We start from the raw sequence: 13,594 nt of genomic DNA, 5'->3' as shown, positions 1-13,594 counted from the left end.
CGCCCTAAACCACGCCCTTGCCGCGCAACGCCGCCACCCGCTCGCCGTCATAGCCGAGCACGTCGCGCAGCACCGCCTCCGTATGTTCGCCGAGCGTCGGCGGGTGGCCCGCCACGGTGGGCGGCGTGCCGCTCATGCGGATGGGGTTGCGCACCAGCCGCGCCGTGCCGCCCGAGGGATGCGGCACGTCCACTTGCATGCCGCGCGCGATCACCTGCTCGTTTTCGAACACTTCCGCGAGATTGTTGATTGGCCCGCACGGCACGCCGGCACCCTCCAGCGCGCCGATCCAGTCGGCTTTCGTGCGCTTGCGGATCAGTTCCGCGACGATCGGCAGCAGCGTGTCGCGATGGCGCACACGCTCGGGATTGGTCGCGAAACGCACGTCATCGGCCAGTTCCGGACTGCCCGCCACTTCGACGAACTTGCGGAACTGCCCGTCGTTGCCGACGGCAAGAATGATCCAGCTATCGCTCGTCTGGAACGCCTGATAGGGCACGATGTTGGGGTGCGCGTTGCCCCAGCGCGCGGGCGGATTGCCGCTCGCCAGGTAGTTCGAGTTCATGTTGGCGAGCATCGCCACCTGCACGTCGAGCAGCGCCATGTCGATGTATTGTCCTTCGCCCGTGCGGTCGCGGTGCGCCAGCGCCGTGAGCACGGCGACGGTCGCGTACATGCCCGTCATGAGATCGGCGATGGCCACGCCTGCTTTCTGGGGGCCGCCGCCGGGCAGGGCGTCGCGCTCGCCGGTGATGCTCATGAAGCCGCCCATGCCCTGCACGATGAAGTCGTAGCCCGCGCGCGACGCGTACGGCCCGGTCTGCCCGAAGCCCGTCACCGAGCAGTAGACGATATCGGGCTTCACCTCGCGCAGCGACGCGTAATCGAGCCCGTACTTCTTCAGCTGCCCGGCCTTGTAGTTCTCCAGCACGACGTCGCTTTGCGCGGCCAGTTCGCGCACGATGCGCTGGCCTTCGGGCGTGGCGATATCGACGGTCACCGAGCGCTTGTTACGGTTCGCGGCCAGGTAATAGGCGGCTTCCGCCGTGTCTTCGCCCGTGGGCGTCCTCAGATACGGCGGCCCCCAGTGGCGCGTATCGTCGCCCGCACCAGGGCGCTCCACCTTGATCACATCGGCGCCGAAATCGGCAAGGGTCTGCGCACACCACGGCCCGGCAAGGACGCGGGTGAGATCGAGTACGCGGATATGGCTCAGTGCGCCCATGCGGTGTCTTCCAATGTCGTTTTAGGTCTGGCTCGCCAACGCGCGCAGCGGGCGGCCGTTCGGGCCATATTAAGCGATTCACCCTGCGGCGTGTCAAATTTCGGTACATGGTTCCGCATAGCGGAACATATAGCCTTTAGCGCTATCCATCCGGACGACTGTCGCAAGCGTACAAAGCACGCCTAGCGCGCCGCCGCGAGCGTGCGGCGATCCCGTATAATCGGTCGATTCAGCATCCTGGAAACCGTGCGAACCGCGCGTTTCCGCGATCAAACAAGATTCAGCACTGACGCCCCGAAGGTAAATACAGCACGCCATGAAAGCCTCCGAAATCCGCGAGAAATTCCTCAAGTTCTTCGAATCGAAGGGCCACACGATCGTGCGCTCGTCGAGCCTCGTGCCGGGCAACGACCCGACCTTGCTCTTTACCAACTCGGGCATGGTGCAGTTCAAGGACGTGTTCCTCGGCGCCGAATCGCGCCCGTACTCGCGCGCGACCACCGCGCAGCGCAGCGTGCGCGCAGGCGGCAAGCACAACGACCTCGAAAACGTCGGCTATACCGCGCGTCACCACACGTTCTTCGAGATGCTCGGCAACTTCTCGTTCGGCGACTACTTCAAGCGCGACGCGATCCACTACTGCTGGGAACTGCTGACCAAGGTCTACGCACTGCCGGCTGACAAGCTCACGGTCACGGTCTACCAGGAAGACGACGAAGCCTTCGACATCTGGGCGAAGGAAATCGGCGTGCCGGTCGAGCGCATCATCCGCATCGGCGACAACAAGGGCTCGCGCTACGCGTCGGACAACTTCTGGCAGATGGCCGACACCGGCCCGTGCGGCCCGTGCTCGGAAGTGTTCTACGACCACGGCCCGGAAATCTGGGGCGGCCCGCCGGGGTCTCCTGAAGAGGACGGCGACCGCTTCATCGAGATCTGGAATCTCGTGTTCATGCAGTTCAACCGTGACGCGCAAGGCAACATGACGCCGCTGCCCAAGCAGTGCGTCGACACGGGCATGGGCCTGGAGCGCCTCGCTGCCGTGCTCCAGCACGTGCACAGCAACTACGAAATCGACCTGTTCCAGAACCTGATCAAGGCCGCCGCGCGCGAAACCGGCATCAGCGACCTGGAAAACAACTCGCTGAAGGTGATCGCCGATCACATCCGCGCGTGCTCGTTCCTGATCGTCGACGGCGTGATTCCGGGCAACGAAGGCCGCGGCTACGTGCTGCGCCGTATCGTGCGTCGCGCGATCCGCCACGGCTACAAGCTCGGCAAGAAGGGTTCGTTCTTCCACAAGCTGGTGAACGATCTGGTCGCCGAAATGGGCGCGGCCTATCCGGAACTGGCCGAAGCGCAACAACGCGTGACGGACGTGCTGCGCCAGGAAGAAGAGCGCTTCTTCGAGACCATCGAGCACGGCATGTCGATCCTCGACACCGCGCTGGCCGATCTGGACGCGAAGGGCGGCAAGACGCTCGACGGCGAACTCGCGTTCAAGCTGCACGATACCTACGGCTTCCCGCTGGATCTGACGGCTGACGTCTGCCGCGAGCGCAACGTCACCGTCGACGAAGCCGCCTTCGACGAAGCAATGGCACGTCAGCGCGAGCAGGCGCGCGCGGCCGGCAAGTTCAAGATGGCGCAGGGTCTGGAGTACTCGGGCGCGAAGACCACGTTCCACGGCTACGAAGAGATCGCTTTCGACGATGCGAAGGTCGTCGCGCTGTACGTGGATGGCGCATCGGTCAACGAAGTGAAGACGGGCCAGGACGCCGTGGTCGTGCTCGACCACACGCCGTTCTACGCGGAGTCGGGCGGCCAGGTCGGCGACCAGGGCGTGATCTCGAACGCGAGCATCCGCTTCGCCGTCGCCGATACGCTCAAGGTTCAGGCCGACGTGTCGGGCCATCACGGCACGCTGGAGCAAGGCACGCTCAAGGTCGGCGACGTCGTGAAGGCGGAAATCGACGCGATCCGCCGTGCCCGCACGCAGCGCAACCACTCGGCGACTCACCTGATGCACAAGGCGCTGCGTGAAGTGCTGGGCGCGCACGTGCAGCAGAAGGGCTCGCTCGTCGATGCGGACAAGACCCGCTTCGACTTCGCCCACAACGCACCGATGACCGACGACGAAATCCGTCGCGTCGAGCAGATCGTCAACGCGGAAGTGCTGGCCAACGCACCGGGCATCGTGCGCGTCATGTCGTACGACGACGCGGTGAAGGGCGGCGCGATGGCGCTGTTCGGCGAAAAATACGGCGACGAAGTGCGTGTGCTGGATCTCGGTTTCTCGCGCGAACTCTGCGGCGGCACGCACGTGCATCGCAGCGGCGACATCGGCCTGTTCAAGATCGTGATGGAAGGCGGCGTCGCAGCCGGCATCCGTCGCGTGGAAGCGATCACGGGCGACAACGCCGTGCGCTTCGTGCAGGATCTCGACGCGCGCATCAACGCAGCAGCGGCGGCACTGAAGGCGCAGCCTTCGGAACTGACGCAGCGTATCGGCCAGGTGCAGGAGCAGGTCAAGGCGCTGGAGAAGGAACTGGGCGCGCTCAAGTCGAAGATGGCGTCGAGCCAGGGCGACGAACTCGCGGGCCAGGCCATCGAAGTCAACGGCGTGCACGTGCTTGCCGCAACGCTCGAAGGCGCGGACTCCAAGACGCTGCGCGAAACGGTCGACAAGCTCAAGGACAAGCTCAAGAGCGCGGCGATCGTGCTGGCGGCTGTCGAAGGCGGCAAGGTCAGCCTGATCGCGGGCGTGACCGCCGAGGCCAGCAAGAAGGTCAAGGCCGGCGAACTGGTGAACTTCGTCGCGCAGCAGGTGGGCGGCAAGGGCGGCGGCCGTCCGGACATGGCGCAGGCTGGCGGCACGGAACCGGCGAACCTGCCGGCTGCACTCGCAGGCGTGAAGGGCTGGGTCGAAGCGAAGCTGTAATCGCTCGGACTTGCCGATAAAAAAGGGCTGCTCGAAAGAGCGGCCCTTTTTGTTTTGGCGCGTGTTTAGCGTTTGTTGGGTTCTTACGCTGGGGCTGTTTCGGCGCGCGTCGGTGTTTCACTGCGCGCATGCTCCAGCAGCGCCGATTTCAGCGCATCGAGCGCCGGCGAAAAATGGCCGCGCCGCCACGCGAGCAAGGTATCGATACGGCCGAGCGCGCCGAGCGAGTGAATCGTGATGTCGTCGGCGTTGCGTTGCAGGTCGAGCACCGAACGCGGCGCGACCGCCACGCCCGCGCCCGCCGCCACGCAGGCGACGATCGCGTGGTACGAACCCAGCTCCAGCACGCGGGTGGGCCGGATGCCGTGCTCCAGATACCACGCCTCCACATAGCTGCGGTACGCGCAGCCGCGCTCGAACGCCACGAGCGTCGAAAGCGCGACGTCGCGCGGCTGGCGGATCGGCCGATGGCCGCGCGGCGTGATCATCACCAGTTCCTCGCGATAGACCGGCACGGATTCGAACACCTCGGGGTCGGGCGGCCCCGCCAGCGGCGTCGCGATCAGCGCGGCGTCGACTTCGAATTCGCGCAGGCGCTCGATGAGGCAGCCGGTCGTTCCGGTCTCCAGTTCGAGCGTCACATCGGGCCAGTTCTGGTGATAGCGCGCGAGCACGCCCGGCAGGCGGCTCGCCGCCACGCTTTCCATCGTGCCCAGGCGCAGCCGCCCGGACGGACGCCCCGCCTTGAGCGCGTGGCGTGCTTCGTCGGCGAGCGCGAGCAGGCGTTCGGCATAGGGCAGTAGCGTTTCCCCAGCGGGCGTGAGCACGAGGCGGCGGCCATCGCGCGTGAACAATGCCGTGCCAAGCTGCTCTTCGAGCTGCTTGATGCGCGTGGTGACGTTCGACTGCACGCGGTTGAGCTTGGCGGCAGCCCGCGTCACGCCGTTTTCGCGAACCACGGCCCGAAAGATCGCCAGCGCGGCCAGCTCCATGATTCTCTCCTTGGGATGGATTGGTTCATGATAATTCATTTTTCGTGAACGTTTTCGGTGACTAAGATACTCGGGACGGCGTCGTGCGCGATGCCGGGTTTGTCCCCGTTTATCCCCGTGCCAGCCGCCGATCATGAATAACACCGCTTCTCGCCCGAATGCACCGACCGCCCCGAACGGAGACAACGCGTCGTTCGCCCCGGCGGCCCACCATCCCCACGAAGCTCGCCGCGCAGCGCTCGCCTGCATGCTCGCGCTGGCCGCGGCGCTCGGCATTGGGCGCTTTGCGTTCACGCCGCTGCTGCCGCTGATGCTGCATGGCGGGGGCCTCGACCTGCGTCATGGCAGCTGGCTGGCGTCGCTGAACTATGCAGGCTACTTCGTCGGCGCGATGGGCTGCGCGGCGTTGCGATTCGCGCCCGCGCGCGTCGTGCGGGCCGGGCTGGCGGCCACCGCGCTGCTGACCATCGTGATGGGCCTCACACAAAGCTTCTGGCTCTGGGCGATCGTGCGTTTCGTCGCGGGCGCGGTCAGCGCGGCGACCTTTGTGTTCGCGTCGCAATGGGGCTTGCGGCGCCTCACGCAACTGGGCGCGCAGGCGTGGAGCGGCGTGATCTACACCGGGCCGGGCGTCGGCATCGTCGCGACGGGATTGCTGGTGAGCGCGGCGGGCGGCTTCGGCGCGCGGGCAGGGTGGATTGGCTTCGGCCTCGTGTGCGCGTTGATCGTGGCGATCGTCTGGCCGGTGTTCGTGGAAACGCCGCATCCGGTGCATCCGGCGCATCAGGCGGCTGCCGCGCCGCATCTGGCCAGCGCGCAAAGCGCACCCGCGGCAAGCCGCGCCGACGCCTTCTGGCTCGTCGTGCTCTACGGCGTGCCCGGTTTCGGCTACATCATTACCGCGACGTTCCTGCCGGTGATCGCCCGTCATGCGTTGCCCGGTACGATCTGGCCGGATCTGTTCTGGCCGATGTTCGGCGCGGCGTTGATCGTCGGTGCACTGTGCGCGGCGCGTCTGCCGCTGCACTGGGACAACCGTTTGCTGCTGGCGGCGTGCTACGTGTTGCAGGCGCTGGGCATCGCGTCGGGCATCGTCTGGCCGAACGCGGCGGGCTTTTCGCTGGGCAGCGTGTTGATCGGCGTGCCGTTCACGGCGATCACGCTATTCGCGATGCGCGAGGCGCGCCTCATGCGCGGCGATCATGCCGCTGCGTTGATGGGCTACGCGACCGGCGCCTATGGCATCGGCCAGATTCTGGGGCCGCTGGTGGCCGCGCCGCTCGCGGCGTCGAGCGGGTCGTTCTCGCCGTCGCTGTGGCTCGCGGCGCTCACGCTGGTCGCGGGCGCCGCGGGACTGGTGTGGCGCACGCGGCGCTCAGGCCGGTAAGTCGCCAGGCCGCCCCTTGGCGGGGCGGCACGAAGCGCAGCATGCCTGCCGACGCCTAGCGGAAGTAGTAGTGCATGCCAAGCGTGAAGCTGTTGTTGTTCCAGTTCGTGTTCTTCGAATTGGAGTGGTCGCCGGTCCATTCCGCGGCCACGCCCAGGTTGCGCGTGACGGCGTATTCGACGCCCACGCCCCAGTGCGGGCGCGCGGCGGGCCAGTCGAGCGTGAGGCCCATGCGTGCGTACGGCATGATCTGGCCGATCGGCATGCCGATCTTCGCGTCGAAGCCGCCGTCCTTGAAGGTCGCCGAGCCGTGATGGAGGTCGGCGAATGCCTCGGCGCCGATCATCAGCGAACCGACATCGAAACCATAGCCAAGCGTGAAGCCCGGGAAAACCGTCGTGTGCGTCGGCTTGCTGTACGCGCCCGAAGCGTTCGAGACGTTCGCGCCCACCTTGAAGCCCGCATACGGGCCGGAGAACAGGCTGCCGCTGGACGCGAAGCTCGCACCGGCCAGGGGCGCGGCAACCGGTGCCGGCGTGGTGAATGCGTCGTCGGCGTGCGCAAGCGTGATACCCGACGTCAGGCAAGTAATAAGGATGGCTAACAGTTTTTTAGAAAACATAATGCGATGTTTAAATAGACGAAAGCAGGCGAAATTTGCCTCGCCCGATAACGCTACAAGTCGCCAGGCCGTGCACAATTGAGACGTAAACGATTGTCAGGTCTTGAGGTGGCATGACCTGGCGCTGTCTGCGCCGTTATGCCGACTATCCCGCCCCGGATAAGCGCGACCCGCACGCCGGCATCGATAGCGCACTAAAATAGCCGCTTCGCGCCTTCCTGCGGCTTCCATCGATCCATGAGCGACTATCAGTTTTGCCCGCGTTGCGCCTCGCGTCTCGTCGAGCGCGCCGATCCCGAACACGAGGGCGGCCGCGTTCGCATGGCGTGCCCCGACACCGTCTGCGGCTATGTGCACTGGAACAACCCGTTGCCGGTCGTCGCCGCCATCGTCGAATACGAAGGGCGCATCCTGCTGGCGCGCAACGCCGCGTGGCCAGAAGGCATGTTCGCGCTGATCACGGGTTTCCTCGAAAACGGCGAGACGCCGGAAGAGGGCATTGCGCGCGAAGTGCTGGAGGAAACCTCGCTGCACGCGCAGAGCGTCGAGTTGATCGGCGTCTATGAATTCATTCGCAAGAACGAACTGATCATCGCCTACCACGTGAAGGCGACGGGCACCGTGGCGCTCTCGCCCGAACTGCTCGAATACCGGCTCGTCGAGCCCGCGAAGCTGCGTCCCTGGCGCGCGGGCACGGGGCAGGCGCTCGGTGAATGGATGCGCCGGCGCGGCTTGCCGTTCGAATTCGTCGAGCGCCCGGGCGACTGAACCGGACACGTTCCGCCACGCTTCGATTCCGTTTCGATTTTGTTTCGATTCCGCTTCCGAACCTCGCGCCCAAAACCACGATGAACCGACCCGTCGCCCTTGCCCGCAACGACTACCGCCACTTCCTGTCCATCACCACGCGCTGGATGGACAACGACGTGTACGGCCACGTCAACAACGTCGTCTACTACAGCTACTTCGACACCGTCGTGAACGAGTACCTGATCCGCGCCGGCGCGCTCGATGTCGAGCACGGCGAGACGATCGGCCTCGTGGTCGAGACGCAGTGCAATTACTTCGCGCCGCTGGTGTTTCCCGAGCGCGTCGAAGCGGGCTTGCGCGTGGCGCGGCTCGGTTCGTCGAGCGTGCGTTACGAAGTGGGCCTCTTTCGCGAAGGCGAGAGCACGCCCGCTGCGCAAGGGCATTTCGTGCACGTCTATGTCGATCGGGAAACGCGCCGCCCCGTGAGCGCGTTGCCGCAGGCGCTGCGCGCCGCACTCGCGCCGCTCTCCGTGCCCGAGTCCGTGCCCGCATCCGTGCCTGAATCCGGCACGCCGGGCTGACGCGCGCTGCGCACGCCCGCCCGTGCAGTCCTTCGTCATCGATACGCTCAACGGCGCGAGCTACGGCTTGCTGCTGTTCATGCTGTCCGCCGGTCTCACGCTGATCTTCAGCATGCTCGGCGTGCTCAACTTCGCGCATGCGAGCTTCTACATGCTCGGCGCGTATCTGGGTGTGACGCTCGTGGGGACGCTTGGGTTCGGCTGGGCGCTGGTGGTCGCGCCGTTGATCGCGGGCGCGGCCGGTGCGGTATTCGAGACCACGCTGCTGCGCCGCGCGCGTCCGGGCGGCCCGCTCAATGCGCTGTTGCTGACCTTCGGCGCGGCTTGGGCAATCGGCGAACTGGTCAAGCTTGCGTGGGGGTTCCAGCCGCTCGCGGCGCCCGTGCCTGCATGGCTCGACGGCGCGCTCTTCACCTACGGCGGCGTGGCGTTCTCGCGCTACCGCGCCTTCACGATGGTTGTCGCGCTGGCGATGTTCGTGCTGATCTTCGCGGCGTTGCGCGTCTCGCGCACGGGGCTCATCGTGCGCGCCGCGCTCACGCATCCGCAGGCCGTCGAGGCGCTCGGCCATGACGTGCCGCGCGTGCAGACGCTGGTGTTCGCGCTCGGCACGGCGCTCGCCGCGCTGGCGGGCGCGGCGGCTGCGCCGCTTTTCGTGGTCGAACCCGCGATGGCCGAATCGGTCGGCTCGATCGTGTTCGTGGTGGTGGTGACGGGCGGGCTCGGCTCGCTTGGCGGCGCGTTTGCCGCTTCGCTGGCGGTGGGGTGGCTGCAGACCTTCGCGGTGGCGAGCGACGTCTCGTTCGGCTCGCTCGCGACCAGGCTCGGCGTGACGCTCGCGCCCGCGTGGAGCGCGCTGACGCTCGCGCAGATCGCGCCGATGCTGCCGTATCTGCTGCTGGTCGCGATGCTCGCCGTGCGCCCGCAGGGCCTCCTCGGCCAGCGCGGCGAGGACGCCTGACGATGAACGCTCGTGTGCGCACGACGTGGCGTGTTGCACCGTGGCTGGCACTGACGGCGCTGCTGGTCGCGCCGCCGCTCGTATCGGCGTGGCTGTCGCCTGTGGGCGTCCCGCAAGGCTGGCTGCTTGCCGGCCTCGCTCAGGCCGCGACGATGATCGTCTTTGCGCTCTCCTACAACCTGCTGCTCGGCGAGACCGGCCTGCTTTCGTTCGGCCATGCCGCGCCTGCGGGCCTTGGCGCATTGGCGGCGGCGCAGGTGTTCAATCATGCGGCGTTGCCGCTGCCGCTGCTGCCTTTAGCGGGCGGTGCGGCGGGCGCAGCCGTCGGCGTGTTGACGGCGCTCATCGCGTCGCGCCGGGCGGGCACGGCCTTCGCGATGATCACCCTGGGGATCGGCGAACTGGTTGCCGCTGCGGCGTGGGCGCTGCCGGACTGGTTCGGCGGCGAGGCGGGCGTCGCCATCGACCGTGCGAGCGGCCCAGCCATCGCAGGCTGGACATTCGGGCCGCAGCGCGAGGCGTACTGCCTGATCGCGCTCTGGTGTCTCGTGGCGAGCATCGCGATCCATGCGGTCTCAAGGATGCCCTATGCGCGACTTGCCAACGCCGTGCGCGACAACCCGGTGCGCGCCGCCGCGCTCGGCGCATCGCCCGCGCGCGTGAGGGCAATGATGATCGTGCTGGGATCGGCGTTCGCGGGGGTTGCCGGCACGCTCGCGCTCATCAACGTCGAACTCGCCGCAGCGGAAAGCGTGGGCATGACGCGCTCGGCGGGCGTGCTGATCGCGACGGTGACGGGCGGGACGGCGTCGTTCTTCGGCCCGGTGCTTGGCGCGCTCGTGTGGGTAGGGTTCAGCGTGGGCGTGGCGAGCGTGTCGCGCGCGTGGATGCTCTACGTCGGACTGTTCTTCATCGCCGTCGTGCTGGCCGCGCCCGGTGGTCTCGCCGGGCTCGCAGCCAGTCAGCGCGCGGCGCTGACGCGGCACGGCTGGCGGCGTTGCCGTGCGTACTGGACGACGGCGGCGCTCGCGACGGCTTGCGGCACGCTCGCGCTGGTGCTGGCGGTGCAATGGGCTTACGCGCTGCGCTTCGGCGACGACGATGCGAGTGCGTGGCTGGTGGCCCTTTCGCCGCGTGCCTCGGGCGCGCTGGCGGCGGCGGTCGTCGTGTTGTTGCTCGTCGCGGCGGGGCTTGCCCGACACGCGCGGCGTGCGGCCGGCGCGCTCCACGATGCCGGCAAGGCGCGCCCATGACCGCGCTTGCCCTCGAATTACGCGGTATCGAAAAGCGCTTCGGCGCGACGCCCATTCTGCGCGGCGTCGATCTCGACGTGCACGAAGGCGAGCGCCACGCGCTGATCGGCCCGAACGGTGCGGGCAAATCGACGCTCTTCAGCCTGATCGCGGGCGAGCGCCGCGCGAGCAAGGGCCGCATTGCGTTGCGCGGCGAGGACGTCACGCGCCTCGCCAGTCCCGCGCTTGCCCGGCGCGGACTCGGGCGCAGCTTTCAGGCCACGAGCGTGTTCGCGCAACTGTCCGTGCGCGAGAACCTGCGCTGCGCTGGGCTGGCGTCGCTCGGCGGCGGTGCGGGGCTGGCCGCGCGCTGGTTCGGCTCGAAGCAGATCGATGCGCGCGCAACTGGTTTGCTCGACGCACTCGATCTCGCTCACGTGGCCGATCACGCGGCGTCGACGCTCAGCTATGCGCAGCAACGCGCGCTCGATCTGGGCCTTGCGCTCGCGGGCGGCGCCCACACGTTGCTGCTCGACGAGCCCACGGCGGGCATGAACCGGGCCGAAGCCGCGCGCGTCCTCGACCTGATCCGCAAGATGACGGCGGGCAAGACCGTGCTGCTGATCGAGCACGACATGGACGTGGTATTCGGGCTTGCCGATCGCGTTTCGGTGCTCGCACAGGGGCGTGTTATTGCAACCGGCACGCCCGCTGAAATCCGCGCCAATGCCGCCGTGCGCGAAGCGTACTTCGGAGCGCCCGATGCCTGAAACCCGTGCGATGAATCCGCTTCTCGAAGTCGCCGGGCTGCGCGCGTGGTACGGCGAGAGTCAGGTATTGCATGGCGTCGACCTGCGTATCGGCGCGGGCGAGGTGGTCGCGCTGGCGGGGCGCAACGGCTCGGGGCGCTCGACGTTTGCGAAGGCGCTGATGTCGATGGTGAACGCCGATGGCGTACGGCGCTTCGCGGGCGTCGATCTCGCGCCGCTGCGCACCTTCGAAGTCGCGCGTACGGGTCTGGGCTATGTGGCGGAACAGCGCGACATCTTCCCGACCTTGAGCGTCGAGGACAACCTGCGTCTGGGGATGAACACGCGCAGCACGCGCCTCACGCGCTTCACGCGATTCACGCTCGCCGACGCTCACGCGCTGTTCCCGATCCTGCGCGAGCGCCGGTCTGCGCGCGCGGGCGTGCTTTCGGGCGGCGAGCAGCAGATGCTCGCGCTCGCCCGGGCGCTGCTCGGCGACCCTGCGTTGCTGATCGTCGATGAACCCGCCGAAGGGCTGTCCACACCGATGGCCGCGCGCGTGGCCGCCTGCCTGCGCACGCTGCGCGAGCGCGGCGTCGCGATCCTGCTGATCGAGCAGCGGCTTGCGCTTGCGCCGCAACTGGCCGACCGGATCGCGGTGATGGGGCATGGGCGCATCGTGTTCGATGGTGCGACTTCGTTGCTTGCGCAACGAGAAGACATCGTGCGCGACTGGCTGGGGATCGGTTAAGCAGATCAAGCGCGCGGCTTCGCGACGCGGCTGAGCGCTGTCATCGGCCCGATGCGGACGAGCGTGTCGAGTTGCTGTGCGTCGCGCACGAACAACGACCCCGCGAAACCGAGCGAGTTGAGCGAGATCCCTTCGGCACGCTCCGCCGCGCGCGGCACCACCAGCATCCAGCGGCGCGTGACGAGCAGATTGTAGGGCGCACTCTGGTGTGCGAGACCCGCCACATCGACGGCATCGATGCCGCAAGCGTGCAGCAGCGCACGATAAGTCTTGAGGGCGCTTTGCGCCGCATCGCTCGCCATGCCGTCGATCAGCGCGAAGGCATGCGCGAACGGCAAGCCGCCAATACGCGCCCCTTCATTCGTCACGGCCACCGAATCGAACAGCGCTTCAACGGGCGCAGACAGACCCGAATCGTCGAGCGGCAAGGGCACCGCCTGCACATGCTTGTGCGACTGGCTCGCGCCCGCTGCCTCGCCGCCGTTGTAAAAGCCGAGCACGTCGCCGCCACGCAGCGCCACGAGCAGCGCGTCGAAATCGGCCAGATCGAGCAGGGCCGTCTGCGGCACGAATTCGCGCGTGACGATCAGCAGATGATCGTCGATCACGTTGTACTTGTTGAGCAGCGCCACATGCGTCGGTGAAATGTCGCCGACATAGAGATCGGCGTCATACGGGAGAAAGGGATTGCGGCGAGCAACGTCGGGGCCGCTGGCGCTCGATGCATCGGTGCGGCGCGCGGTCTCCTTGCGCGCGAGGCTCGACACCTGCCGCACGGCGAAGCGCACACCGCCTTCCTCCAGATGCGTAAGCGCGGTTTCGATGGGCTGCAACGCACCGCAAGCCAGCGCGTGCCGCGTCTGCGTGTGCAGCGCGGGCCAGAGCGTTCGATCGGTCAGCAAGGTCATCGGCAATCAGGCCTTGTAGCCGATCGCGCGCAGCAAGTCCTTGCGCCAGCGCACATCGTCTTCGGCTTCTACGCCAAGCGGCGGCAGCCCATCCACCACGCCGACGATGCCGCGTCCCTGGTCGGTCTGCGCGATCAGCACCTGAGTCGGATTGGCGGTGGCGCAGAAGATGCGGCACACCTCGGGCACGGCCTTCACCGCGTTGAGCACATTGACCGGGAACGCCCCATCGCCGAGAAACACGATAAAGCTGTGGCCCGCCGCGATGCGCAGCGCGTTGTCGGTGGCCATCTCGACGAGCGCGTCCTGGGTGCCCGAGCGGCGCACGAGCCGCTTGCCCGACGCTTCGCAGAATGCGAGCCCGAAAGCGAGGCCCGGCACCGCGCCGAACAGCGCCTCGTGCAGGTCTTCGACAGTCTTGATGAAGTGCGACTGGCCGAGAATGAAGTTGGTGTTCTCGGGCTTGACGATGTCTACCGTGGACAGTTGCATGGC

General features: G+C 67.3%; 13 protein-coding genes. 8 read left to right on the top strand and 5 right to left on the bottom strand.

Going from position 1 to position 13,594, the window contains the following annotated elements:
* Positions 1 to 4: 4 nt before the first annotated feature.
* Positions 5 to 1,225: a CaiB/BaiF CoA transferase family protein gene (locus BBA01S_RS02995; RefSeq protein ID WP_027815130.1), complete on the bottom strand. Its 1,221-nt coding sequence runs from the start codon at positions 1,223 to 1,225 to the stop codon at positions 5 to 7.
* A gap of 316 nt (positions 1,226 to 1,541) precedes the next feature.
* On the opposite strand from BBA01S_RS02995, the gene alaS reads away from it, so the two are divergent.
* Positions 1,542 to 4,166, top strand: a complete 2,625-nt coding sequence (alaS, locus tag BBA01S_RS02990) for an alanine--tRNA ligase (RefSeq protein WP_027815129.1) — start codon at positions 1,542 to 1,544, stop codon at positions 4,164 to 4,166.
* 83 nt (positions 4,167 to 4,249) lie between these two features.
* Here the strand turns inward: alaS and BBA01S_RS02985 are convergent, their stop codons facing one another.
* Positions 4,250 to 5,158, bottom strand: coding sequence for a LysR substrate-binding domain-containing protein (locus tag BBA01S_RS02985; protein ID WP_027815128.1), 909 nt, complete (start codon positions 5,156 to 5,158; stop codon positions 4,250 to 4,252).
* A 133-nt stretch (positions 5,159 to 5,291) separates the two neighbouring features.
* Between BBA01S_RS02985 and BBA01S_RS39840 the strand changes: the two genes are divergently transcribed.
* The gene (locus BBA01S_RS39840) at positions 5,292 to 6,545 is read left to right on the top strand and encodes a YbfB/YjiJ family MFS transporter (RefSeq protein WP_042295808.1); all 1,254 of its coding nucleotides are present in this window, start codon (positions 5,292 to 5,294) and stop codon (positions 6,543 to 6,545) included.
* Positions 6,546 to 6,600: 55 nt separating this feature from the next.
* Here the strand turns inward: BBA01S_RS39840 and BBA01S_RS02975 are convergent, their stop codons facing one another.
* Positions 6,601 to 7,167 (bottom strand): porin family protein, encoded by a 567-nt coding sequence (locus tag BBA01S_RS02975; protein WP_245641406.1) that lies wholly within the window; start codon positions 7,165 to 7,167, stop codon positions 6,601 to 6,603.
* Between the two features lie 237 nt (positions 7,168 to 7,404).
* On the opposite strand from BBA01S_RS02975, the gene BBA01S_RS02970 reads away from it, so the two are divergent.
* The 6 genes from BBA01S_RS02970 (at position 7,405) to BBA01S_RS02945 (ending at position 12,191) form a co-directional block, all read left to right on the top strand.
* Positions 7,405 to 7,935, top strand: a complete 531-nt coding sequence (locus tag BBA01S_RS02970; RefSeq protein ID WP_027815126.1) for an NUDIX domain-containing protein — start codon at positions 7,405 to 7,407, stop codon at positions 7,933 to 7,935.
* Between the two features lie 80 nt (positions 7,936 to 8,015).
* A complete protein-coding gene (locus tag BBA01S_RS02965; protein WP_027815125.1) occupies positions 8,016 to 8,498 on the top strand; it encodes an acyl-CoA thioesterase in 483 nt (160 codons plus the stop codon).
* Positions 8,499 to 8,520: 22 nt separating this feature from the next.
* Positions 8,521 to 9,459 (top strand): branched-chain amino acid ABC transporter permease, encoded by a 939-nt coding sequence (locus tag BBA01S_RS02960; RefSeq protein ID WP_027815124.1) that lies wholly within the window; start codon positions 8,521 to 8,523, stop codon positions 9,457 to 9,459.
* Positions 9,460 to 9,461: 2 nt separating this feature from the next.
* Positions 9,462 to 10,712: a branched-chain amino acid ABC transporter permease gene (locus tag BBA01S_RS39835; protein WP_042295805.1), complete on the top strand. Its 1,251-nt coding sequence runs from the start codon at positions 9,462 to 9,464 to the stop codon at positions 10,710 to 10,712.
* The gene (locus tag BBA01S_RS02950; RefSeq protein ID WP_027815123.1) at positions 10,709 to 11,461 is read left to right on the top strand and encodes an ABC transporter ATP-binding protein; all 753 of its coding nucleotides are present in this window, start codon (positions 10,709 to 10,711) and stop codon (positions 11,459 to 11,461) included. The genes BBA01S_RS39835 and BBA01S_RS02950 overlap by 4 nt, the downstream gene beginning before the upstream one ends.
* Before the next feature lie 10 nt (positions 11,462 to 11,471).
* Positions 11,472 to 12,191: an ABC transporter ATP-binding protein gene (locus tag BBA01S_RS02945; RefSeq protein WP_027815122.1), complete on the top strand. Its 720-nt coding sequence runs from the start codon at positions 11,472 to 11,474 to the stop codon at positions 12,189 to 12,191.
* Between the two features lie 5 nt (positions 12,192 to 12,196).
* Here BBA01S_RS02945 and BBA01S_RS02940 read toward each other — a convergent pair whose 3' ends face one another.
* Together BBA01S_RS02940 and BBA01S_RS02935 are read right to left on the bottom strand one after the other, a co-directional pair.
* A complete protein-coding gene (locus tag BBA01S_RS02940; protein ID WP_027815121.1) occupies positions 12,197 to 13,099 on the bottom strand; it encodes an ATP adenylyltransferase family protein in 903 nt (300 codons plus the stop codon).
* A 6-nt stretch (positions 13,100 to 13,105) separates the two neighbouring features.
* Complete coding sequence (locus BBA01S_RS02935; RefSeq protein ID WP_027815120.1) at positions 13,106 to 13,591, bottom strand: adenosine-specific kinase; 486 nt, start codon at positions 13,589 to 13,591, stop codon at positions 13,106 to 13,108.
* Between the last annotated feature and the right edge of the window lie 3 nt (positions 13,592 to 13,594).

It is taken from the genome of Paraburkholderia bannensis NBRC 103871 (genome assembly GCF_000685015.1).
Classification (GTDB): Bacteria; Pseudomonadota; Gammaproteobacteria; order Burkholderiales; family Burkholderiaceae; genus Paraburkholderia; species Paraburkholderia bannensis.
The sequence above is the reverse complement of the archived record's forward strand: the minus strand, read 5'-3'. Positions and strand labels throughout refer to the sequence as shown.